24 protein-coding genes, 1 pseudogene and 2 riboswitches are annotated in these 22024 nt (G+C 34.9%); of the genes and pseudogenes, 18 read left to right on the forward strand and 7 right to left on the reverse strand.

The window, feature by feature from the left end; all coding sequences use genetic code 11:
- Positions 1 to 34 precede the first annotated feature (34 nt).
- A riboswitch (SAM riboswitch) is annotated at positions 35 to 140 on the reverse strand.
- 64 nt (positions 141 to 204) lie between these two features.
- Positions 205 to 1383 carry a pyridoxal phosphate-dependent aminotransferase gene (locus MNO09_RS09625; RefSeq protein ID WP_000765522.1) on the reverse strand — a complete coding sequence of 393 codons (1179 nt, stop codon included), beginning with the start codon at positions 1381 to 1383 and terminating at the stop codon, positions 205 to 207.
- 14 nt (positions 1384 to 1397) lie between these two features.
- On the opposite strand from MNO09_RS09625, the gene MNO09_RS09630 reads away from it, so the two are divergent.
- The 4 genes from MNO09_RS09630 (at position 1398) to MNO09_RS09645 (ending at position 5011) form a co-directional block, all read left to right on the forward strand.
- A complete protein-coding gene (locus MNO09_RS09630) occupies positions 1398 to 2261 on the forward strand; it encodes a carbon-nitrogen family hydrolase (RefSeq protein WP_000869877.1) in 864 nt (287 codons plus the stop codon).
- Positions 2262 to 2332: 71 nt separating this feature from the next.
- Positions 2333 to 2475, forward strand: a riboswitch (SAM riboswitch).
- A 91-nt stretch (positions 2476 to 2566) separates the two neighbouring features.
- Complete coding sequence (mtnK, locus tag MNO09_RS09635; protein WP_088107447.1) at positions 2567 to 3748, forward strand: S-methyl-5-thioribose kinase; 1182 nt, start codon at positions 2567 to 2569, stop codon at positions 3746 to 3748.
- Entirely contained in the window at positions 3745 to 4806 is a 1062-nt protein-coding gene (gene mtnA / locus MNO09_RS09640; RefSeq protein ID WP_000104620.1) for an S-methyl-5-thioribose-1-phosphate isomerase, read from the forward strand. Before mtnK ends, mtnA begins: the two co-directional genes overlap by 4 nt.
- Before the next feature lie 67 nt (positions 4807 to 4873).
- Positions 4874 to 5011 carry a YvrJ family protein gene (locus tag MNO09_RS09645; protein WP_000393342.1) on the forward strand — a complete coding sequence of 46 codons (138 nt, stop codon included), beginning with the start codon at positions 4874 to 4876 and terminating at the stop codon, positions 5009 to 5011.
- A gap of 94 nt (positions 5012 to 5105) precedes the next feature.
- On the opposite strand, the gene MNO09_RS09650 is transcribed toward MNO09_RS09645, so the two are convergent.
- The gene (locus MNO09_RS09650) at positions 5106 to 5882 is read right to left on the reverse strand and encodes a 3-hydroxybutyrate dehydrogenase (RefSeq protein ID WP_000258444.1); all 777 of its coding nucleotides are present in this window, start codon (positions 5880 to 5882) and stop codon (positions 5106 to 5108) included.
- A gap of 195 nt (positions 5883 to 6077) precedes the next feature.
- Between MNO09_RS09650 and MNO09_RS09655 the strand changes: the two genes are divergently transcribed.
- The 4 genes and pseudogenes from MNO09_RS09655 to MNO09_RS09670 all read left to right on the forward strand — a co-directional run.
- A complete protein-coding gene (locus tag MNO09_RS09655) occupies positions 6078 to 6410 on the forward strand; it encodes a PadR family transcriptional regulator (protein WP_000107987.1) in 333 nt (110 codons plus the stop codon).
- Entirely contained in the window at positions 6410 to 7177 is a 768-nt protein-coding gene (locus tag MNO09_RS09660) for a DUF1129 domain-containing protein (protein ID WP_000952900.1), read from the forward strand. Before MNO09_RS09655 ends, MNO09_RS09660 begins: the two co-directional genes overlap by 1 nt.
- A gap of 13 nt (positions 7178 to 7190) precedes the next feature.
- A complete protein-coding gene (locus MNO09_RS09665; RefSeq protein ID WP_001167270.1) occupies positions 7191 to 7955 on the forward strand; it encodes a DUF1129 domain-containing protein in 765 nt (254 codons plus the stop codon).
- Positions 7956 to 7963: 8 nt separating this feature from the next.
- Positions 7964 to 8100: pseudogene (locus MNO09_RS09670) on the forward strand (DNA-binding protein); the annotation flags it as partial.
- Positions 8101 to 8115: 15 nt separating this feature from the next.
- On the opposite strand, the gene MNO09_RS09675 reads toward MNO09_RS09670, so the two are convergent.
- Positions 8116 to 8733, reverse strand: coding sequence for an ImmA/IrrE family metallo-endopeptidase (locus tag MNO09_RS09675; protein WP_000371616.1), 618 nt, complete (start codon positions 8731 to 8733; stop codon positions 8116 to 8118).
- A gap of 160 nt (positions 8734 to 8893) precedes the next feature.
- Here MNO09_RS09675 and MNO09_RS09680 point away from each other — a divergent pair, with 160 nt between their 5' ends.
- The 3 genes from MNO09_RS09680 (at position 8894) to MNO09_RS09690 (ending at position 11062) form a co-directional block, all read left to right on the forward strand.
- Positions 8894 to 9187 (forward strand): DUF3928 family protein, encoded by a 294-nt coding sequence (locus MNO09_RS09680; RefSeq protein ID WP_000288329.1) that lies wholly within the window; start codon positions 8894 to 8896, stop codon positions 9185 to 9187.
- A gap of 110 nt (positions 9188 to 9297) precedes the next feature.
- Positions 9298 to 9747, forward strand: a complete 450-nt coding sequence (locus MNO09_RS09685) for an NUDIX hydrolase (RefSeq protein WP_000540530.1) — start codon at positions 9298 to 9300, stop codon at positions 9745 to 9747.
- Between the two features lie 139 nt (positions 9748 to 9886).
- Positions 9887 to 11062, forward strand: a complete 1176-nt coding sequence (locus tag MNO09_RS09690) for an acetyl-CoA C-acetyltransferase (protein ID WP_000552069.1) — start codon at positions 9887 to 9889, stop codon at positions 11060 to 11062.
- Between the two features lie 31 nt (positions 11063 to 11093).
- Here the strand turns inward: MNO09_RS09690 and MNO09_RS09695 are convergent, their stop codons facing one another.
- Positions 11094 to 11819 carry an AAA family ATPase gene (locus MNO09_RS09695; protein WP_088107352.1) on the reverse strand — a complete coding sequence of 242 codons (726 nt, stop codon included), beginning with the start codon at positions 11817 to 11819 and terminating at the stop codon, positions 11094 to 11096.
- Positions 11820 to 12034: 215 nt separating this feature from the next.
- Between MNO09_RS09695 and MNO09_RS09700 the strand changes: the two genes are divergently transcribed.
- The gene (locus MNO09_RS09700) at positions 12035 to 12763 is read left to right on the forward strand and encodes a DUF4184 family protein (RefSeq protein ID WP_070169103.1); all 729 of its coding nucleotides are present in this window, start codon (positions 12035 to 12037) and stop codon (positions 12761 to 12763) included.
- A gap of 36 nt (positions 12764 to 12799) precedes the next feature.
- Positions 12800 to 13564, forward strand: a complete 765-nt coding sequence (locus MNO09_RS09705; protein WP_000973880.1) for a hypothetical protein — start codon at positions 12800 to 12802, stop codon at positions 13562 to 13564.
- A 46-nt stretch (positions 13565 to 13610) separates the two neighbouring features.
- On the opposite strand, the gene MNO09_RS09710 is transcribed toward MNO09_RS09705, so the two are convergent.
- On the reverse strand, positions 13611 to 14042 hold the full coding sequence (locus MNO09_RS09710; RefSeq protein WP_000758774.1) for a DUF3997 domain-containing protein: 432 nt from the start codon (positions 14040 to 14042) through the stop codon (positions 13611 to 13613).
- A 131-nt stretch (positions 14043 to 14173) separates the two neighbouring features.
- On the opposite strand from MNO09_RS09710, the gene MNO09_RS09715 reads away from it, so the two are divergent.
- From MNO09_RS09715 to MNO09_RS09725, 3 genes are all read left to right on the forward strand, one after another.
- Positions 14174 to 14629 (forward strand): RDD family protein, encoded by a 456-nt coding sequence (locus MNO09_RS09715; protein WP_000769076.1) that lies wholly within the window; start codon positions 14174 to 14176, stop codon positions 14627 to 14629.
- A gap of 183 nt (positions 14630 to 14812) precedes the next feature.
- Positions 14813 to 14911, forward strand: coding sequence for a hypothetical protein (locus MNO09_RS09720; RefSeq protein ID WP_000145652.1), 99 nt, complete (start codon positions 14813 to 14815; stop codon positions 14909 to 14911).
- Positions 14912 to 14975: 64 nt separating this feature from the next.
- A complete protein-coding gene (locus MNO09_RS09725) occupies positions 14976 to 15485 on the forward strand; it encodes an SDR family NAD(P)-dependent oxidoreductase (protein ID WP_000218425.1) in 510 nt (169 codons plus the stop codon).
- Positions 15486 to 15551: 66 nt separating this feature from the next.
- On the opposite strand, the gene MNO09_RS09730 is transcribed toward MNO09_RS09725, so the two are convergent.
- Positions 15552 to 16652, reverse strand: coding sequence for an ABC transporter ATP-binding protein (locus MNO09_RS09730; RefSeq protein WP_000818940.1), 1101 nt, complete (start codon positions 16650 to 16652; stop codon positions 15552 to 15554).
- A 262-nt stretch (positions 16653 to 16914) separates the two neighbouring features.
- Between MNO09_RS09730 and malL the strand changes: the two genes are divergently transcribed.
- The gene (gene malL, locus MNO09_RS09735; RefSeq protein ID WP_000415186.1) at positions 16915 to 18591 is read left to right on the forward strand and encodes an oligo-1,6-glucosidase; all 1677 of its coding nucleotides are present in this window, start codon (positions 16915 to 16917) and stop codon (positions 18589 to 18591) included.
- A gap of 39 nt (positions 18592 to 18630) precedes the next feature.
- Here the strand turns inward: malL and MNO09_RS09740 are convergent, their stop codons facing one another.
- Positions 18631 to 20391 carry an alpha-glycosidase gene (locus tag MNO09_RS09740; RefSeq protein ID WP_088107351.1) on the reverse strand — a complete coding sequence of 587 codons (1761 nt, stop codon included), beginning with the start codon at positions 20389 to 20391 and terminating at the stop codon, positions 18631 to 18633.
- 323 nt (positions 20392 to 20714) lie between these two features.
- Here MNO09_RS09740 and MNO09_RS09745 point away from each other — a divergent pair, with 323 nt between their 5' ends.
- Positions 20715 to 21974, forward strand: coding sequence for an extracellular solute-binding protein (locus tag MNO09_RS09745; protein ID WP_000709925.1), 1260 nt, complete (start codon positions 20715 to 20717; stop codon positions 21972 to 21974).
- Positions 21975 to 22024 lie beyond the last annotated feature (50 nt).

Consider the following 22024-nt stretch of genomic DNA (forward strand, 5'->3'; position numbering starts at 1 on the left):
CTCTCAGCTAAGGAGAGGTTTTTTTACAACCAGCTCCTTATCTGTCAGCATAATGCTGCGAGAATTAGCACCGTGTCTACAATTGTAGATCGGTTGCCGGGTTTCGTCGGGCTCGTCCCTCCACCTGCTCTTGATAAGAAGTATTTAGAAATGTTTAAATTTTTAAGATAACTGAATTTTGTCAGATATTTTTCATGTTGTCAATTATTTTTTGAAAAAATTTAATTTATCAATTCGATTAATGGCTTCTCGTAATCTATCTTCTGTATGCAAGAGACCAACACGGACATATCCTTCGCCATGTTCACCAAATCCAACACCAGGAGCAACTGCAACGTGTGCTTTTTCTAGTAAAATATCAGAAAATTGCTCAGATGTATATCCTTTCGGAACAGGAAGCCATGCAAAGAATGAGCCTGTTGGAATATCTACATTCCAACCAATTGAGTGACAAGCTGAAACAAGAGCGTTTCTTCGAGATTCGTAACTATTTACAAGGTCTATTACGCAAGACTGTGAACTTAATAGTGCTTCGCGGGCAGCATCTTGAACTGCACCAAAAATACTAACATACATATGATCTTGTAATAAGTTAATTGTCTCAATCACACTTTCATTCCCTACAGCAAAAGCGATGCGCCATCCAGCCATATTGAAAGTTTTCGATAGAGTGTAAATTTCAATACCTGTATCTTTACCACCGTCTGCTTGCAAGAAACTAACAGGTTTTTGACCATCGAATCCAATAGCACCGTAAGCAAAATCATGAATGACTAATATATTATGTTTATTAGCAAAATGAATGGTTTCATCAAAGAAATCTTTTGATGCAGTAGCACCGGTAGGATTATTTGGATAGTTTAAAAACATTAACTTTGCACGCTCAGCGGTAGTGGCATCAATTTTTGTATAATCTGGTAAAAAATTATTTTCTGCAATAAGCGGCATTGTTTCAAATTGTGCTTTTGCTAAAGCAACTCCTGATAAATAATCTGGATAGCCTGGATCTGGAACGAGAATAGTATCACCAGGGTTTGTAAAACAAAGTGGTAATTCTACTAATCCAGCTTTTCCACCAAACAAAATAGCAACTTCTGTTTTTGGATTTACTACTACATCATATTCGCGTTGATAGAATGTTGCCACGGCTTCTTTTAAACTTTCGTGTCCGCGAAATGGCGGATATTTATGATGAATGGTCTTTTCAGCAGCATCTTGTAAAGCTTTTACGATATGCTGCGGTGTTGGTTGATCTGGATTACCTTGACCAAGATTAATAACATCGTGACCAGCTGCTACGACTTTGTTAACTTTTGCAACAAGTGAAGCGAAAAATTGTGTTGGCAATGATGTTACTATCTCAGAAGGTTGAAATAATTTCATACTTTCCACCTCTTTTGAAAGTTGTTACAATTCTAGTGACAAATGATATAATCTTTCCAGTATTTTGTAAAGAAAAAATTATGAATGGGGCTGACAAAATGAAAGTCGCATGTATTCAAATGGACATTGTCTTTGGAGATGTAGAAAAAAATATTGAGAATGCTAAAAATAAAATAAGCGAAGCGATGAAGGAAAGACCAGACGTTATTGTCTTACCAGAACTATGGACAACGGGATATGATTTAACGAGGCTTACTGAAATTGCAGATAGGGATGGATTGCAAACGAAAGAAAAGCTGAAAGAATGGTCGAAGCAATATGGTGTACATATTGTCGGTGGGTCTATAGCGAAGCAAACAGAGCAAGGTGTTACAAATACAATGTATGTGGTAAACAAGGAAGGAGAACTAGTCAATGAATATAGTAAAGTACATTTATTTCAGCTTATGGATGAACATAAATATTTAATCGCTGGAAATAGTACAGGTGAATTTAAGCTAGATGATGTAGAGTGCGCCGGTACAATTTGTTATGACATTCGTTTTCCGGAGTGGATGCGTGTTCATACTGCTAAAGGTGCAAAAGTTTTATTTGTTGTAGCAGAATGGCCATTGGTTCGTTTAGCTCATTGGCGTTTGCTATTGCAAGCAAGAGCAGTTGAAAATCAGTGTTATGTTGTTGCATGTAATAGGGCAGGAAAGGATCCGAATAATGAGTTTGCCGGTCATTCTTTAATTGTCGATCCTTGGGGCGAAGTTGTTGTAGAAGCGAATGAAGAAGAATCAATTTTATTTGGAGAGCTTCATTTTGAGAAAATTAAAGAAGTACGCAAAGGAATTCCAGTTTTTGCAGATCGTCGTCCAGAATTATACAAATAAAATATTGACAAGTGATTTTTATTCTTGGTATAGTCTTCAACATAAAGTTAAAAATTCAAAAAATTATACAACTCTTATCAAGAGCAGGTGGAGGGATTTGGCCCGATGAAGCCCAGCAACCGACCGTAATACCATTGTGAAATGGGGCGTTTATTTACGCCAAAAGGCACGGTGCTAATTCCAGCAGAAAGTAAACCTTTCTGGCAGATAAGAGGGGAGAAGATAAACTTCAAACCTCTTTCTTTGTGGAAAGAGGTTTTTCTACGTCAGAAAAACCTCTGAATTTAAAAAAGGGGGAGAAGACGATGGGATATTATTCATTAACTGAAACAACAGCTATACAATATGCGAAAGAACACGGTTATTTTGAAAAGAAAGCAAATGTAGTTTGTCATGAAATTGGAGATGGAAATTTAAATTACGTGTTCAAATTAGATGATGGAGAGAAGTCTATTATAATAAAACAAGCACTGCCATATGCGAAAGTAGTTGGTGAGAGCTGGCCACTGTCTATAAAAAGAGCGACGATTGAAAGTAAAGCATTACAAATTTTTGCGAAGTATGTGCCGGAATATGTGCCGGTAGTGTACAGTCATGATGAAGAGTTAGCAGTAACGGTCATAGAAGACTTATCAAGGCTAACAATTACAAGAAAAGGATTAATAGATGGAGAGGAGTACCCACTTTTATCCCAACATATTGGTCGCTTTCTAGCACATGTTTTGTTTTATACTTCAGATTTCGGTTTACAATCAGAAGAGAAAAGAGTGTTAGATAGTGAATTTGTTAATCCAGATCTTAGTAAAATTACGGAAGATTTAGTGTTTACAGATCCGTTTAGTCATTATGATACGAATGATTATGAACCAGAGTTACAACTAGCGGTGGATGAACTGTGGAATGACAAAAATTTAAAATTAAAAGTCGCGCAATATAAATATAAGTTCTTAACAAGAAAAGAAGCGCTTATTCATGGTGATTTACATACTGGTAGTATTTTTTCATCACCTGCTGAAACGAAAGTAATTGATCCAGAATTTGCAACATACGGTCCATTTGGATTTGACCTTGGTCAATTTATTGCAAATTTATTATTAAATGCACTATCCCGTGAAGAGGAAAAAAGAAGTGTGCTATTTTTCCATATTGAGAAAACATGGAGTTATTTTGTAGAAGCTTTTACGAAATTATGGATTGGAGAAGGCGTAGAAGCATATACGAAAGAGAAACAATGGTTGCCAATTATTTTGCAAAATATTTTTACGGATGCCGTTGGATTTGCTGGATGTGAGCTTATACGTAGAACAATTGGTTTAGCACATGTAGCTGATTTAGATGAAATAGCAAATAAAGAAACGAGAATCCAAGCTAAAAAACAAGCGCTATCCTTAGGTAAAGAACTAATAAAATATGAATCTAAGAGCGCTGACATTCAACTGTTCCGAACGTTATTTCAACAGACAGTTTCTGGAGGGGTAAAAGCATGAGTACAATTGTTACTGTTCCGAGGTCTGTCAGTTGGAAAGGTGATGCCATTGCAGTATTAAATCAAACAAAGTTGCCGCATAGTACAGAATACAAAACATTAACGACGATTGAAGAGGTATGGAAAAGTATTGTCATGCTAGAAGTACGAGGAGCACCTGCAATTGGAATTGTAGCTGCATTTGGTTTGGCGCTTGCATCAAAAAAATATAATACTGTACATATGGAAGAATTTCAAAAGAAGTTTAATAGAGATTGTAATTATTTAGGAACGTCACGCCCGACAGCAGTCAATTTATTTTGGGCAATCGATCGTATGAGAGAATCCATTCGAGAAATTACTAAAATAAAAGAAGCACAAAAAATATTAGAAGAAGAAGCACTTCTCATTCAGCAAGAAGATGAAGCGGTATGCCGGAGTATTGGAGAACATGCATTAACATGCTTTAAAGACGGTGATAACATTTTAACAATTTGTAACGCTGGAAGTATTGCAACTGCTAGATATGGTACTGCATTAGCACCGTTTTATATTGGGAAAGAAAAAGGTGTACGTTTACATGCGTATGCGTGTGAAACGAGACCGGTTTTACAAGGCGGGCGTTTAACGACATGGGAATTAAAACAGGCAAATATTGATGTAACACTTATTACAGATAATACGGCAGCGCATGCTATTCAAACGAAAGAAATAAACGCAATTATTGTAGGAGCGGACCGAATTGTCGCAAATGGAGATACAGCAAATAAAATCGGAACAATGAATTTAGCTATATTAGCAAAGTATTTCGATATTCCATTTTACGTTGCAGCTCCGTTATCTACGTTTGATATTACGAAACAAATAGGTACAGAAATTGTTATTGAAGAAAGAGATGAAACCGAAGTTACGAAAATTTTTGAAAAACAAGTGGCGCCAATTGGAACTGATGTTTATAATCCTGCATTTGACGTAACACCGAATGAATTAATTACAGGTATTATTACTGAAAAAGGCATCATACATGGAGATTATAAACGGGAAATTGCATCATTATTTGAAAGACAAGCTAATACATAATAGCTTGTTTTTTTATGCCTAAATGTATTTCGTACTCTTATTTATATAATGAAAGGGGGAGAGAAAGATGGAAGAGTGGATCAGGATGATAGGTAATGTAGGGTTTCCGATTGTTGTAACATTATATTTACTCCATCGTATTGAAAGTAAATTAGATGGGGTAATTGTTGCAATCGAGAAACTCCCTAAACAATTACTAAAGTAGGAAGGTCCTCGCGATAGAAAGTAAAATAAAGTTTGCTCTTCGTGAGCAAACTTTATTTTTTACCTCGCATTAATGGGAAGTAAAAGCCTTCACTTTATTGAGCAGTATAACCACCATCGATAACAACGGCTTGTCCAGTTATACCTCTTGCTTTTTCACTCGCTAAAAACATAGCATAATCAGAGATTTCTTGTACTTGCAATAAGCGTTTTTGTGGTACAAGTGGATAAATAACATCTTCTAAAACATTTTCAAGTGGTACATTTCGTGTAGTAGCTAAATCTTGTAGTTGATTACGTACAAGTGGGGTATCGACATAACCAGGACAAAGCGCATTAACGGTAATTCCGTGAGTAGCGCCTTCTAAAGCTGCAACTTTTGTTAATCCGATTACGCCATGCTTCGCGCTATTGTAGGCGGATTTTCCTGCAAATCCAACGAGGCCATTAATGGAGGCTACATTAATAATTCGGCCATACTTTTGTTTTTTCATGATTGGGAAGGCATGCTTAATTGCGATAAAAGGAGCGATTTGCATAATTTTAATAAGTAGTTCGAACTTTTCAGTTGGAAAATCTTCAATTGGTGAAACGTGCTGCATTCCTGCGTTGTTAATTAATATATGTAATGAACCGAAATGCGTAACGGTTTGAGAAATTGCAGCGGTAATTTCTTCTTCAGATGTAACATCACATTTTAAACCGATAGCTTGATAGCCTTCTTTTTGTAATTGTTCAGCAGCTTCTTTTGCACGTTCTTCAAGACGATCGGTAATCACAACTTTTGCACCTTCTTTTGCAAAAGCGTTTCCCATTTCATAACCAATGCCACTTGCAGCGCCTGTTAAAAAAACAACTCGATTTGTGACCATGATGAAAAACATCCCTTCATAATAAAATTCTCATATTGCTCTATTTAGAGAGTGGTTTATAAAAATCCTGCAAAGATTTGGAAAAATATCGTTAGCTATCTTGTTTTGCAAAATAGTCTCTGCTATACTATTTTGTAAAGCAAGATACTTACACTTATCTATCTTGTAAAACAAGATAGTGGAAGGATTTGAATTATGTCGACAAGTCAAATGCTGAAAGGGATTTTAGAAGGATGCTTACTTGCTATTATTTCTGAAGGTGAAATATACGGTTATGAAATGAGTGAAAAGCTAGCGAAGTATGGCTTTACTATGGCGAGTGAGGGAAGTATTTATCCGTTATTAATACGAATGCAAAAGGAAGGATTAATAACAAGTGTAATGAAGGAATCTCCATCTGGTCCAAAGCGGAAATATTATACATTAACAGAAAAAGGTGAGGAAGCACTTAATGAATTTATGGATCGCTGGGAAGCGATGCAAAGTAGTGTAGAGCGTCTACTTGAAGGGAAGGGGAGAAAAAAATAATGTTATCAAGTGAAGCACGAAATTTTTTATTAGAAATGAGATTATTTTTAGCGGCAAAGAGTGTGAAAGAAAGCGATATTGAAAATTTTATAGAAGATGCGGAACTCTATTTAATTGAGGGTGAGAGTGATGGGAAAAGTGTAGAAGATATTTTCGGAAGCTCACCGAAAGAATATGCAAATGAACTTGTAAAAGTAATGGAAAGGGATAGACAGGAAACGTGGAAGCAAATTGGTTTTACAGTAATGAATATCGTATCGTTTTGGATTATTGCTTCTATTTTAATAGTGAATAACGGAATGTTACAGATTTCACTTATTCAGTGCGTTGGGTATAGTTTTACATTGATCGTAGCTGTAATGGGTCCCAATTTTTTACTTCGTAAAATGACATTCGTAACAAGTTTTACAAAAACGTGGTTTTCTATGTGGTTTTTAGTTATGATTGCGCCGATGTTTTTAATAGGGGTTGTTACGATATTAGATGTAATATATCCTACAAAAATGTTTACATTCACCCAAACGCAAAGTTATATATTAGCTGGAGCTATTTTTCTTATCACAGTAGCGATAAATATGTATTTTGAAGGATGGTTTAAAAACTTATATTTAATTATTCCGCTTTCGATTATGTTACTGTTTAAAACATTTACATCAGAGGATCTCGTGCCAATTTTATTTCAAATTATATGTTTATACGGAAGTTTGTTTATTTTAATTTTCCTTGAAATTATGATGAAGACGAATAGAAGAGTAACGGTTAAATGAGGGAGGGGTTATCATGCAGATTTCTAAAGAAGGAGAAAAGTTTTTAATCGATACGAAAGTGTATTTAATAACAAAAGGAATGAAAGAAGAAGATGTGGACGCCTTTCTAGAAGATGCAGAACTTCATTTAATAGAAGGCGAGAAAGAGGGAAAGACGGTAAGTGATATATTCGGTGATTCACCAAAAGAATATGCGGAAGAATTAGCGAAAGAAATGGATAAGGATAAAGGCGGGAGTATAAAGAGTATTCTTGCCATGATAATTGGTATTGGCGGGTATTGGATATTAACTCATATTTTATTTAATAATCCGAATCAGCAATTTACACTAACGAATATACAGTTAATTGGCTATCCTATCGTCTTAATCATTACGATTATTGGAACCATTGTTGCATTTAGAATGTCTTCTTTTAAAAATAAGTTTGTAGAGTTCGGAATTATTTACGTAATAGTAATGGTTCCCATCTTATTATTAGTATTATTGATGTTTATTGATAAATGGTACGGGACACCTATTTTGCAATTGTCGACAATACAAACATATATATTAGCAGCAAGTATCTTTTTATTACTTTTCGTTGGTGAAGTGTATGTCCTTGGTTGGATGGGTGTTTTGGTGCTAATTGTTCCTTTAACGATTATGTTTATATTTAAAGAATTAGAAGAAAAAAATGTATTTTGGGGAATTGCAAAGATATTACTTATGTATGGAAGTATATATGGATTAATGAGATGGTCTTTAAAAATTGAAGAGAGAAAAAGTGTAAACGAGTAGTTCAAAAAAAGTGGCTGCTCTGGATATACAAAAAATTATTTCCAAAGAAATACTATATTTTGATTTTTAGAGGGATGCCGTTTTGGTGTATAGTGTATCCTTTGCAGCCGGGCTTTCGTTTGTTGATTGGAATAGGTTGTTTTAAACAGTAACGTGACGGTTACTGTTTTTTTCTTTGCAATAAAGCACTTTGTAAAGAGAGTGCTTTTTGTTCGTTCGTTAATAGTGACTGAATATGGACATTTTCAGGGCGTGGGACTATCGGATACATAAGATTTGTTGGAGAGGGATGGTGCTCCGAGCCAGTTGGAGAATGAGGATCTGCGTGAGTAAGTTTTCCGTGAACACGTCTTGTAAATAAAATATGACCGATTTCGTGAGCGAGCGTATATATATTTTTCATGGGGGCAGCCGAATTTGTTAAAACGATATAACCAGTAAGTTGCTGTTGTTTTGCTAAAGAGTAAGCGCAGGCAATTACGGCTGTTTCTTTGAAATAATCACTGCCAATATAACAAATGTAAAGGTCGCATTCAGGTGCTTCATTTACACAAGTCTGGAAAAAGGATGCTAATTTTTCCTGACTTTGAATAGAATTTTTATAACTAATTTCACGGTCAGAAAAACGGAAAAGTTCATTTAAAATAATTACGTCTGTAATTTGAAATGTAATCGGGTGCCAAATTGACTCTGCAACTGCTAAATCTTTTGCGATACGGTCATCAGAAATATCGGCGCCTGGAGTAATGCAAATACATATATTGACGTATGGATCCATAAGGAACACCTCAACTGAAAAAATTCTTCTTATAATATATGTGGAAAAAAGCTCCTATGTATGGATAAACGCCTTGTTTATTACAAGTCGAAAAAATTTCATAGTTCTATAACATGGTGTGATCATCTTTTTGATATAGTAAAGAAAAGGGGGAGAATATATGTATACATTAAAAATCGTTTCAGACAGAGAAGCTCTTTATCAATTTGCAAGTTATGTAAGAGTTGTGCAAGGTGTGGAAGATGTATATGTAGAGGTGGGAGAACCTTTATATGAACATCCATTAATGAAGTTTTATGTACATATTAAGCTGGGGGAAACATATGAGCAACATAAAGCGTTACAAGAAATAGCAAGATTAGTAGAATTAGGGCGTTTTACATACGTGCATTATCGTAATGATGAAATTGAAGAAGCTTTTGAAGCTGTAAAATATGAAAGTTTTAAGAAATAAGAATGAAAAAAAGGAAGCGAAAGCTTCCTTTTTTTTCTTGGAAATTACATCAACAAAAGGAGAAAAATTTTGTTATGATAAGGGAGGGTGAGGAAAGGAGATTTTACATAATGGGGTATATTGAAGAGTTACGCAAAGTCGTTGGTACAAGACCACTTATTCTTGTTGGGTCAGCAATAATTATATTAAATGATAATCAAGAAGTATTGCTTCAATATCGTTCAGATACATATGATTGGGGTGTACCTGGCGGCGCGATGGAACTAGGAGAAACGACGGAAGAAACTGCTCGTCGAGAATTATTCGAGGAGACGGGGTTAACTGCAAAAATAATGCAATTTCTTGGTGTCCTTTCAGGAAAGGAAGTATATTTCCGTTATCCAAATGGAGATGAAATTTTTAATGTCATTCATCTGTATCAGGGGCATCATGTGAGTGGAGAATTAAGGCTCGATCATGAAGGGTTGAAGCTTCAATATTTTCCAGTAGATAAGTTACCGAAATTGAATGAAACGACAGAGAAAATTTTACAAAAATTTTTATACGCATTAACAGAATAGAAGGTTAATTCCTTCTATTTTTATTATATTAAATATTTTGATTTTTTAGTATGTTTATAGTATGATAGATGTAGACATACATCTTATGGAATTTCACCTAAAAACTGACTAGGGTACATAAGAGAGGGGCAAGTGCAAAATGCATAATGTTGTTATTACAGCTGCAGTTCGTTCGCCAATTGGAACTTTTGGAGGAGCGCTAAAAAATGTAACGCCAGTAGAATTAGCGGTTCCTGTACTTCAGGAAGCTGTAAAACGAGGCGGGGTAGAACCACACGAAGTTGATGAAGTAATTTTAGGTCATTGTATTCAAAGAACTGATGAAGCAAATACTGCAAGAACAGCTGCATTAGCGGCAGGATTTCCTGACACAGTTACGGGTTATACAATCCAACGCCAATGTTCTTCAGGTATGCAAGCAATTATGTCAGCTGCAATGCAAATTCAATTAGGTGTAAGTGATGTTGTTATTGCAGGTGGAGTAGAAGCAATGAGTTCAAGCCCTTATGCATTAAAACAGCACCGCTGGGGACAACGTCTACAGCACGGAGAAATTCGTGATACGGTGTGGGAAGTACTAGAAGATCCGATTCACCATATTATGATGGGTGAAACGGCTGAAAATTTAGTTGACCAATATGAAATTACAAGAGAGGAACAAGATGAAGTTGCGCTTCGTAGTCATACATTGGCACTGCAAGCAATCGAGTCTGGATATTTTGACGAGCAAATTGTTCCTATTACGATAAAAGAACGTAGAAAAGAAATAGTATTTTCGAAGGATGAACATCCACGTGCAGATATTACAGCGGAAAAATTAGCAGGATTAAAACCAGCTTTCCGTAAAGATGGATCTGTAACGGCAGGGAATGCATCTGGCCTTAATGATGGAAGTGCGGTTCTAGTATTAATGAGCGAAGAAAAAGCGAAAGAAAAAGGCTTACAACCGTTAGCTAGAATTGTTGGATATTCAGTAGCTGGAGTAGATCCGAAAATTATGGGTATTGGGCCAGCACCAGCAATTCGTAAAGGGTTAGAAAAAGTAGATTGGTCATTAGAAGATGCTGATTTACTGGAAATTAATGAAGCTTTCGCGGCTCAATACCTAGCTGTAGAGAAAGAATTAGGTTTAGACCGTGAAAAAGTGAATGTAAACGGAAGCGGTGTAGGACTTGGACATCCAATCGGTTGTACAGGAGCTCGTATTACTGTAAGTTTAATTCATGAATTGAAGAGACGCGGTTTAGAAAAAGGAATTGCCTCTCTATGCGTCGGTGGCGGTATTGGGGTAGCATTATTTATAGAAGCACTATAAAAAAGAAGCAGCAATCGCTGCTTCTTTTTTATTAAGAATCAAATAAATGATGAAATAATCGATCACGATTTTCAAAGAAAAGTTTTGTCGTTTGGTAATGCTCGGTTTCTTCTAATGTGGATTCATGAATCCCTTCTTGTGTTAAAGAATATATAGTGGATTCAGGATAAGCCATTAAAATAGGAGAGTGCGTCGCGATAACAAATTGTGAACCTTGTTCCGCTAGTTCATGCATTCGAATAAGCATGGAAAGTTGCCTCATTGGTGATAGAGCGGCCTCAGGCTCATCTAAAATGTATAAACCTTGTCCTGAAAAACGATTCATAAATAAGGAGAAAAATGATTCACCATGGGATTGCTCATGAAGTGAAACACCTCCATAAGATTTTATAGCATCTATTTCATCAATATAAGAAGCAACGTTATAAAATGATTCAGCACGAAGAAAGAAACCGTCGTTTGGTGTATTGAAACTTTTGGAAATTCGAAGGTATTCATGTAAAGATGAATGTGAATCGTTTGTACTAAAGCGGAAGTTTTTCGTTCCACCTTCTGCGTTAAAACCTAAAGCAATTGCAATTGCTTCGAGTAATGTTGATTTACCCGCTCCGTTTTCTCCAATAATGAATGTTACATTTGGGTGGAAAGGTAGTGATTGTAATGTTCGGATAGCGGGTAGACAGTAAGGATATGCGGAAAAACTAGGGATATTTTCTTTTTTTAATGTGACATTTTTTAAAAAGGGTACATCAATCAATATATAAACCTCAATTCATAACGGATTTTGATTGTAACAAAACAGTAAATACAAGTGTTAATGACACGTGAACCTCTCCTTATTTTCTGAATATTTTATGTGGATTATAACATGTAAACTATCATATTCCAATGTGAAAATAAATATTGCATCAAGATCAATTCTCTCGTTATGATAGATGGTATTCTATTGAAGATATGAAAAGGAGTTAAAACATGCCGTTTACATTTGCGCATCCAGCAGCAGTCCTTCCTTTTGTGAAAAAGCAGTCCAAATATATTTCAGTAACGGCTCTTATATTAGGGAGTATGGCGCCTGATTTTGAATATTTTTTACACTTTAGACCGTATGGTGTTATTGGGCATACATGGCTTGTATTCTTATATTTAAATTTACCGCTTGTATTTCTGTTAGCATATATGTATCATTACATTTTAAAAAAGCCGTTTATAACACATTTACCTAAACCGTTTGCTGGCTATTTTGCATATGCAGTAGATGAGAGGTGGGGGCTTCATACATGGAAGGATTTCTTTGTATTTTGCTATTCTGCTTTATTTGGTATGCTCACGCATGTTGTTTGGGATGCATTTACTCATAAGACAGGCTATTTTGTTACGAAGATACCATTGTTACAAAGAGGATTACATAGTATTCCAGTATATAAATATATGCAATATGGGAGTACATGTGTTGGTTTCTTATTACTATTATACGTACTATGGAAGTATAAAGATGAAACAGGGAAAGATATTATGATAGCTTCAGAAAAAAGGAAGTATTGGGTTTCGGTAATAATTGTGGCAGCTCTGATATTTATCGTTCATGCGTTCGTAGATCCCTATTTTCATATTTTCCAAATAGGAGGTATAATAGTATCTGGACTGACAAGTTCGTTTTGTGGGCTTCTCATTGTTTCTATAGTTTACAAAGCAAGGGACTAATTTACATTAATGAATGATAGTGTTAGGAGAAATTATATGATGAAAGCATGGAAAAGTATTTTTATTTTATGTAGTTTTCTTCTTATGTTAAGTGGTTGCTTCCATCAAGAAGAAAAGAAAGTTGAACCGAAGAAGAAAGAATCTATTCCTGAAACAAAAGAATATGGCGGGCGTGAGCTGAAAAAAGTAGGACAAAAAGTGAAAGAAACAGGTTGGGGTACTTTTAAGTTAGACCAGATTCATTCTGTGAATCAAACATTTGAAGTAGCACCAATGAAAATTCACGTACAAGATGTGAAAGTAATCTCTTTATCGCAGATGAGTAAAGATGCAAAAAATATATTAAAAGTATATACGGCATTAACTCCTGAAGAAGTAAAGCGTAGATTAGGAGATAAAGTAAGTCAAGAAGATGCGGAGTTATATGCATCGATCAGTGGCACAGAGATTAGTGATACGATTCGTTACGTTGAAATTACATATAAGGTGGAAAATAGCGGGAATAAAAATATGCAATTTTTCTCTATGAATGATGTTGTGATTAATGATAAGCAACACTTTAAAGTAGCAACTCAAAACTTTTTATATGATGAAGATACGCTCGTTGGTACAAAAAATGTATCAAGAGAAGACTATAAGCCTGGTGAAACAAGAAATGGTATTATCGGCTTAATACTTGATGATGGAAAAGAAAAGGTAAAGGATATTAAGTTTACAACAGATAATGTAGTTGCAGCAGATGCAGAAACGCAAGATGTTGTAAAAGAGGCACAAACTTTTAATATCTCACTTTCTGAGTAGGGAATTTTTAAAAACATATAAGAAAAAACAGTCAGCGTTAAAAATATTATGCTGACTGTTTTTTCTGTTCTTTTATGTATGAATCTACATTTTGAAAAGGTACCTTAATTTTAAACGCATCTTTTTGTTCATTAAATTGCTTTTCATTATAAGGACCAAAACGTTTATTATGCTTTACGTCAATAATCCAATAATGCTCACTTTTTTTATTTGCAATTGCTCCGTCAGGGTTATTCGGATCTGACTTTTCCTCAATTTGTTTTGCGATAATGTATTTATCATCCCAAGCTATGTCTGTAATTTTTGCAGGAATGTATTGTGTGGCATATACAGCATCTTGCGATGGGAAAAGTTCAAATGCATTTCCAGAAGTACGTATGAGTTCGTATTCATCGTTAATCGTATAAGTTATATGATTTGTATTTCCAGCACAACCGGCTAATAGGAATGCGACGAATAGGATTATCCATTTTTTCAATATGGGAACCTCCTTTACAATGCTGTTGTAACACATTGTACAAGAAAAGTAAGAGAAACGCTAGTTTACAATGTTTTTTAGAAGTGGTACGATGAGACGGGTAAAGAAGGATATGAAGGAGTCGACATAAAATGAAATTAAAGATGCATCGTCCAGCGCTTGTAATGAATCGCATAGGTGCTTCCCTAATTGACATGTTTTTAATCTCGGTTATGTATGGTGCAGTAGTAGCTATTATGACCGGAAATTATAGTGCTATTTTTAATCGCTTTAATATTAGTTTTGGTGATTATAGATATGATCTCGCAGTAGTTTTTATATTAATGGCGATCTATTTTATTTTGGTACCCTTTATTTGGAACGGTGTTACACTTGGTAAAAAGGTAACGAGAATAAAATTAATTTCATTGAAGAGTGAAAAGTTAACATTACAAACATTAATTATACGATTTTTTGTATTGTTATTACCGAACATATTGCTACTTGGAATTCCGATATTATGTAACGTATATATGATGTTATTCCGCAAAGATAATTGTGGTTTTCAAGATTTAATTACAAAAACAAAAGTGATAAGTCTTGTATAATAAAACAGAGACCTTTTTATACATAAAATAAGAAGGTCTTTTTTTTATTATATAAATATATTTTAAAGGATATATAATAAGAAAAAGTTAATCCATATCATTTTTGGTTTTAATAGATTGAAAATTAAGAAAATGTTATAATGATTAAAATAATATCTTATATATAATAAGGGGGAAATTGAAATGACTGGGGGTAGCGTAATATTTTGGGGGATTTTAATTTTCATCGGTTTAGTTTTCGATCAGCGTAATAGTAAGAAAAAAGAAGAAGCGAAAAAGTAATCGCTTACAAATTAATAAGCAACTTTTCTTGCTTGCAGACTAATCTCATAAAGGAGTATACTGAATGACGGTAAGACTTATAGAAGGGGTAATGAAAATGAAGCTTGCAGGAAAAGTTGCTATCGTAACTGGCGGTGGCATCGGTATTGGACGTAATACAGCTCTTTTGTTGGCTAAACAAGGCGCAAAAGTAATTGTGACGGACATTGATCAAGAAAGTGGACAAGCAACAGTCGAGGAAATTACGAATCTAGGCGGAGAAGCACTTTTTGTATCCTATGATATGGGAAAGCAAGGAGATTGGCAACGCGTTATCAGTATTACTTTGAATGCATTTAGTCGCATTGATATGCTTTTTCAAAATGCTGGTTTATATAAAATAGATTCTATTTTTTCTCGCCAACAAGAGAACGATTCCAATGTACTTTGTATTAATGACGTTTGGATAGAGATAAAACAATTAACGTCATCTTTTATGAAACAGCAAGAAGAAGTGGTGCTGAGTGACTTACCGATTTCCGGTATCATTGGCACGAAAGGACAATCATTTCATACAGTAGAAGCCCTCGTATAATAATGAAAACCGCCCTCAAAATATGTGGACGGTTTTTTTGTATGTTATATAGTAGAAAATTACTTTTTAACGAATACGTTGTTCAGTTTGGCTATCAAAGAAATGCGCTTTATTCATATCCAATGCTAATTTAATTTCGTCACCAGGTGAAAATGTATGTCTTGCATCAACACGTGCTGCAAAATCTTGATCTCCAAGTTTCATATATAAAATAGATTCAGCACCTAGTAACTCAGCAACTTCGATTTTTGTTGTGAAGGCAGTAGATTGTGAAGCTTCTAAAAATAAGAGTTCATCATGAATGTCTTCAGGGCGAATGCCTAAAACAATTTCCTTATTTACATAGCCTTGTTCACGTAACATCTTCATTTTTCCTTCAGTTACTTTAATTTTTATTGCATTGTCTATAACGAAATCGGTTTCAGTTAATTTACCACGGAAGAAATTCATCGCTGGAGAGCCAATAAATCCACCAACGAAAATGTTTTCAGGTGTTTCATATACTTCTTTTGGAGTTCCGATTTGTTGAATCTTTCCGTCTTTCATAACAACGAGACGTGAAGCCATTGTCATTGCTTCTGTTTGATCATGTGTTACGTAAATTGTTGTCGTTCCAAGACGGTGGTGTAATTTAGAAATTTCTGAGCGCATTGCAACACGTAATTTAGCGTCTAAGTTGGATAAAGGCTCATCCATTAAGAAAACTTTCGCGTCTCGAACAATTGCTCTACCTAACGCAACACGTTGACGTTGTCCACCAGATAACGCTTTCGGTTTTCTATCTAAATATTGTTCCAGTCCTAAAATTTTTGCTGCATTTTTCACACGACGATCGATTTCATCTTTTGGTATTTTTCTAAGTTTTAATCCAAATGCCATATTATCATACACACTCATATGTGGATATAAAGCATAGTTTTGGAAGACCATTGCGATATCGCGATCTTTTGGAGGGACATCATTCATTAGCTTACCATCAATTGAAAACTCTCCTTTTGAAATATCTTCAAGTCCAGCCACCATTCGTAATGTTGTAGATTTTCCGCATCCAGAAGGACCGACAAATACGATAAACTCTTTATCTTGAATGTGTAAATTAAAATCTGTTACAGCTGTTACGTTATTATCATATATTTTATAAATGTTTTCTAATTTCAATTCTGCCATGGTATTGCCCCCTAGAAAAATTATGCAAACGTTTTCTTTGAGTTCATTATAAACTAATAGATTCAAAAAATAAACAAAAAAATAAAACGTTTTCATTTATTAGAAGAATATTAGTAATTTTCGTATGTTTTCTTAGAAAAATAAGAATAAAAAGTTGTAAGCGCTATTTTAAATTAAGATAGAATCTGTTATCATTCATTAATGAAAACGTTTGCGCCTTAAAAAAGAGAAAATCGAATTATTAATGAAATGGGGTAGCATAATGGAAAAACAGTGGTGGAAAGAAAGTGTAGTATATCAAATTTATCCTCGTAGCTTTATGGATAGTAACGGTGATGGTATTGGGGATCTTCGTGGGATTATTTCAAAGCTAGATTACTTAAAAGAATTAGGGATTGATGTCATTTGGTTATCGCCGGTCTATGAATCTCCAAATGATGATAATGGTTATGATATAAGTGATTATTGTAAAATTATGAATGAGTTCGGAACAATGGAAGATTGGGATGAGCTATTACATGAAATGCATGAACGTAATATGAAACTTATGATGGACTTAGTTGTTAACCATACTTCTGATGAACATAATTGGTTTATTGAATCACGTAAATCAAAAGATAATAAATATAGAGATTACTATATATGGCGTCCTGGAAAAGAAGGGAAAGAGCCGAACAACTGGGGAGCAGCTTTTAGTGGATCCGCATGGAAGTATGATGAAATGACAGATGAATATTATTTACATCTGTTTTCTAAAAAACAGCCGGATTTAAATTGGGATAATGAAAAGGTAAGACAAGATGTTTATGAAATGATGAAGTTTTGGTTAGAAAAAGGAATTGATGGCTTCCGTATGGATGTTATTAATTTTATTTCTAAAGAAGAGGGATTACCAGCTGTTGAAACCGAAGAAGAGGGGTATGTTTCAGGTCATAAGCATTTTATGAACGGTCCAAACATTCATAAATATTTACATGAAATGAATGAAGAAGTATTGTCTCATTATGATATTATGACGGTTGGTGAAATGCCTGGTGTAACGACAGAAGAGGCGAAAATGTATACTGGGGAAGAACGAAAAGAACTGCAGATGGTATTCCAATTTGAACATATGGATTTAGATTCAGGAGAAGGCGGAAAATGGGATGTAAAACCATGCTCACTCCTTACTTTAAAAGAGAATTTAACGAAGTGGCAAAAAGCATTGGAGCATACAGGATGGAATAGCCTATATTGGAATAACCATGATCAGCCTCGCGTTGTATCTCGTTTTGGTAATGATGAAATGTATCGCATTGAATCTGCGAAAATGTTAGCGACGGTACTTCATATGATGAAAGGAACACCGTATATTTATCAAGGAGAAGAAATCGGAATGACGAACGTTCGATTTGAGTCGATTGATGAATATCGAGATATTGAAACATTAAATATGTATAAGGAAAAAGTGATAGAGCGCGGTGAAGATATAGATAAAGTGATGCAATCTATTTATATAAAAGGCCGAGATAATGCTAGAACACCGATGCAGTGGGATGATAAAGATCATGCTGGATTCACAACAGGTGAGCCTTGGATTACGGTAAACCCTAACTACAAAGAAATCAATGTGAAACAAGCGATCCAAAATAAAGATTCAATTTTTTATTACTATAAAAAATTAATTGATCTACGAAAAAACAATGAAATAGTTGTGTACGGATCATATGATTTAATATTAGATAATAATCCTTCTATTTTTGCATACGTAAGAACATATGGAGAAGAAAAACTTCTTGTTATTGCAAACTTTACGGTGGAAGAAAGTGTATTTGAATTGCCTGAGGACGTTATTTATAGTGAATCAGAGTTATTAATACACAATTACGACGTAGAGAGTGGATCGATAGATAACATGACATTACGTCCATATGAAGCGATGGTATTTAAATTAAAATAAAAAAATCCTTATGCCACACCTTGGCATAAGGATTTTTTATTACCATTTTAAGATTGAGAATCCATATGGAGGAAGTGTAACCTGTAATACACTTGCTTCCGCTGAAAATTCTTCGTTTGTATAAATGTTAATGATTTTCTTTCCAGTAACATGGAGAGGGAGTGAAGCTGTAACATCAATATTAGTCGGATTTAAAACGAAAAAGATAGTTTCATCTTCATATGTTTTCGTATAAGAAATATAATTATGTTCATCATTTGCTTCGATGAAATGGAAAGTACCATGTCCTCCAAATGCTTTATATTGCTTTCGTAATGAAATTAATGTTTGTATATGTGTAAATAATAGATGATCTTGTTCTTTCGTATCCCAAACCATACATTTGCGACAATCTGGGTCCATACCGCCGTCCATACCAATTTCGTCTCCATAATAAATACAAGGAGAGCCGATGAAGGAAAGATGGAATACATAAAGTAACTGTAACTTATTTTTATCTCCGTTACATGTTGTCAATATTCTTGGTGTATCATGACTGTCTAATAAATGAAACGCTGCTTCATTTACATTCATAGAGTAGGAATGTAGAGATTCTGTAATTTGTTTCATAAATTCATTTGCTTTAATGGAATCATTAGCAAAGTAAGACAGCAGAGCGTTTGTAACAGGATAGCTCATTACAGCATCAAATTGATCTCCTTGTAGCCATGGAAGTGCATCGTGCCAAATTTCCCCTAAAATATATACTTCAGGATTTAATGCTTTTATCTCGCTTCGGAATTCTCTCCAAAAGCTGTGGTCGACTTCATTTGCTACATCAAGGCGCCAACCGTCTATATTAAATTCTCTTACCCAATAACGCCCAACTTCAAGTAAGTATTCTTTTACATCTGGGTGTGCTGTATTTAATTTAGGCATATACGGTGTAAACGCGAAAGTATCATAATTCGGAAGTGGCTCAGTTATAATTGGAAATTCATGAATATGGAACCACTCTTTATAAGCAGACTTCTCGCCGTTTTCTAGTACGTCTTGGAATTTATCGAAAAAGTATCCACTATGATTAAACACGGCATCGAGCATTATTTTTATACCGTGTGTATGACATGCTTGAACGAGTTCTTTGAACGTTTCTTTCGTCCCGAATTGTGGGTCGATTTCCATGTAGTCAATTGCGTCATATTTATGGTTGGAATGTGCTTTGAAAATAGGTGTGAAGTATATTCCCGAAATTCCAAGCTTAACAAGGTAATCGAGGTTTTGAATAATACCAGCAAAATCTCCGCCGAAAAAATTAGTTGGAGTTGGCTCAGTGCTTCCCCAAGGAAGAGTGTTTTCTGGATTTAGTGCACGATCTCCATTAGCGAACCGTTCTGGGAAAATTTGATACCAAACGGTGTCTTTAATCCAAGAAGGTGCTTGAAATACATCATTTGCATGAATAAATGGCAAACAGAAAAAGTTACCAACGTCATCATTTGGAATATTGGAAAAAAATCCCCGCTCTGCATAAATAAGCGTTTCCGTATCATTTTTTAATTCGAATCCATAACGTAAGCGCTTAAATTTTGGCTCGATGGAAATGGACCAATAATCAAACAATGCAGTAGAACCAGTTTTTTTCATCGGTGTACTTGATGTAATCCATTTCCCGTCTTTCCATTCATAAGGATCACCGTAAATAAGAGTGGCGCTTTGAACATCTTCTCTTTTAGTACGTATTCGGATGTGAACCGTTTTTTCATCGTAAGCGTATGCGTAATTATCTTTTGGCCTATGATAAATGGCTTCTTTAAGCATATAGAAAATCCCCCTTTAATATCTCCATACATATTGTTCCCTTAAGTATAATAATAAAGTATATGTTGCAAACGATTGCTTTTTGCATAGCTTTAATATTGCTTATAAGAGTAGTATTCATTTTATATAAAGTCAATGTATAAGGAGTATAGTAATAATATTTTAAAATTAATATTTGCAAAATGAATAAAAGAATGTATAATGATAGACAAATAGCGCAAACGTTTTCATAGATTGAGATATTGTTTGCGCTTCTATTAAACCATTTAATGCAAACGTTTTCAACTATTAGGGTACATATACAATTTAGGGAGGTTTTTGGGATGAAGAAAGCATTATCATTATTAACGGTTTCGGCATTATCAATTGGTATGTTATCTGCATGTGGACCGAAAGATTCAGGGAAAAAAGAAGAAAGTAAAGCGAAGAAAGATTACGATCTTCTCGTTTGGGAAGATGATAAAAAAGGTGTTGGTTTAGAACCAGCAGTGAAAAGTTTTGAGGAAAAATATAAAGTAAAAGTAAAAGTCGTTGAAATGCAAATGACAGATCAAGTGAAGAAGTTACGCCTTGATGGACCAGCGGGGACTGGACCAGATGTTGTAACATTGCCACATGATCAAATTGGAAACGCAGTAACAGAAGGTTTACTTTCTGAAGTGAAAGCTGATGATGCTGTGAAGAGTAGATTTACTGAATCATCAATAGAAGCACAGACGTATAACGGAAAATTATATGGTTTACCAAAAGCAATTGAGACACCAGTCTTTATTTACAATAAAAAATTAATGCCAAAAGCACCAGAAACGATGGACGAGCTGTTTAACTTCTCAAAAGAATTTACGAAGGATGGCAAGTATGGATTTTTAACACTAGGAGATAATTTCTACTTTGCTAATGCATTCATGGCAGGTATGGGTGGTTATGTGTTTGGTGAAAAAGATGGAAAGCCAAATGCAAGTGATGTTGGATTAAATAATAGTGGGGCAGTACAAGGTGCTGAATATCTTCAAAAATGGTACAAAGAAAAGTTATTCCCGAAAGGTATTATCGGTGAATCTGGTGGACCTGCTGCTGATGGACTATTTAACGAAGGCAAAGCAGCATCTATCATGAATGGTCCATGGGCGTTCCAAGCAATGGAAAAGAACGGAATTGATTATGGCGTTGCTCCAATGCCGAAATTACCAAACGGTCAACCAATGAAAACATTTGTTGGGGTTAAAGGGTGGCATGTAACAAGCTTCTCTAAACAAAATGATTTAGCTACAAAGTTCACTGAATGGGTAACGAATGAAGAAAACGCAAAAATTCGATTTGAGAAAACAAAAGAAATTCCTCCAGTAAAAGCAGTAATGGAAGATCCAATTATTAAAGATAATGAAGCTGCAAAAGCAGTTGCAACACAATCTGAAAATGGAATTCCAATGCCGAACATTCCAGAAATGCAAGAAGTATGGAAACCAGCTGGAGATGCGCTTCAATTAGTTGTTACGGAAAAAGAGGCACCAAAAGCAGCACTTGACAATGCAGTGAAGCAAATTAAAGGTAATATTGAGGCAAATCATAGTAAGAAAAAATAAGGTGAAATTCGTGCCTCTCATATGAGGGGCACGAATTCTCTCCCAGAAAA

The sequence above is a fragment of the Bacillus sp. N5-665 genome (genome assembly GCF_022637375.2).
GTDB classification, from domain to species: domain Bacteria; phylum Bacillota; class Bacilli; order Bacillales; family Bacillaceae_G; genus Bacillus_A; species Bacillus_A wiedmannii.

Bases quoted from the DNA above. Each gene is read 5' to 3' on its own strand.
- MNO09_RS09625 (WP_000765522.1), bottom strand. From the start codon at position 1,383: ATGAAATTATTTCAACCTTCTGAGATAGTAACATCATTGCCAACACAA.
- mtnK (WP_088107447.1), top strand. From the start codon at position 2,567: ATGGGATATTATTCATTAACTGAAACAACAGCTATACAATATGCGAAA.
- mtnA (WP_000104620.1), top strand. From the start codon at position 3,745: ATGAGTACAATTGTTACTGTTCCGAGGTCTGTCAGTTGGAAAGGTGAT.
- MNO09_RS09645 (WP_000393342.1), top strand. From the start codon at position 4,874: ATGGAAGAGTGGATCAGGATGATAGGTAATGTAGGGTTTCCGATTGTT.
- MNO09_RS09650 (WP_000258444.1), bottom strand. From the start codon at position 5,882: ATGGTCACAAATCGAGTTGTTTTTTTAACAGGCGCTGCAAGTGGCATT.
- MNO09_RS09655 (WP_000107987.1), top strand. From the start codon at position 6,078: ATGTCGACAAGTCAAATGCTGAAAGGGATTTTAGAAGGATGCTTACTT.
- MNO09_RS09660 (WP_000952900.1), top strand. From the start codon at position 6,410: ATGTTATCAAGTGAAGCACGAAATTTTTTATTAGAAATGAGATTATTT.
- MNO09_RS09665 (WP_001167270.1), top strand. From the start codon at position 7,191: ATGCAGATTTCTAAAGAAGGAGAAAAGTTTTTAATCGATACGAAAGTG.
- MNO09_RS09675 (WP_000371616.1), bottom strand. From the start codon at position 8,733: ATGGATCCATACGTCAATATATGTATTTGCATTACTCCAGGCGCCGAT.
- MNO09_RS09680 (WP_000288329.1), top strand. From the start codon at position 8,894: ATGTATACATTAAAAATCGTTTCAGACAGAGAAGCTCTTTATCAATTT.
- MNO09_RS09685 (WP_000540530.1), top strand. From the start codon at position 9,298: ATGGGGTATATTGAAGAGTTACGCAAAGTCGTTGGTACAAGACCACTT.
- MNO09_RS09690 (WP_000552069.1), top strand. From the start codon at position 9,887: ATGCATAATGTTGTTATTACAGCTGCAGTTCGTTCGCCAATTGGAACT.
- MNO09_RS09700 (WP_070169103.1), top strand. From the start codon at position 12,035: ATGCCGTTTACATTTGCGCATCCAGCAGCAGTCCTTCCTTTTGTGAAA.
- MNO09_RS09705 (WP_000973880.1), top strand. From the start codon at position 12,800: ATGATGAAAGCATGGAAAAGTATTTTTATTTTATGTAGTTTTCTTCTT.
- MNO09_RS09715 (WP_000769076.1), top strand. From the start codon at position 14,174: ATGAAATTAAAGATGCATCGTCCAGCGCTTGTAATGAATCGCATAGGT.
- MNO09_RS09720 (WP_000145652.1), top strand. From the start codon at position 14,813: ATGACTGGGGGTAGCGTAATATTTTGGGGGATTTTAATTTTCATCGGT.
- MNO09_RS09725 (WP_000218425.1), top strand. From the start codon at position 14,976: ATGACGGTAAGACTTATAGAAGGGGTAATGAAAATGAAGCTTGCAGGA.
- MNO09_RS09730 (WP_000818940.1), bottom strand. From the start codon at position 16,652: ATGGCAGAATTGAAATTAGAAAACATTTATAAAATATATGATAATAAC.
- malL (WP_000415186.1), top strand. From the start codon at position 16,915: ATGGAAAAACAGTGGTGGAAAGAAAGTGTAGTATATCAAATTTATCCT.
- MNO09_RS09740 (WP_088107351.1), bottom strand. From the start codon at position 20,391: ATGCTTAAAGAAGCCATTTATCATAGGCCAAAAGATAATTACGCATAC.
- MNO09_RS09745 (WP_000709925.1), top strand. From the start codon at position 20,715: ATGAAGAAAGCATTATCATTATTAACGGTTTCGGCATTATCAATTGGT.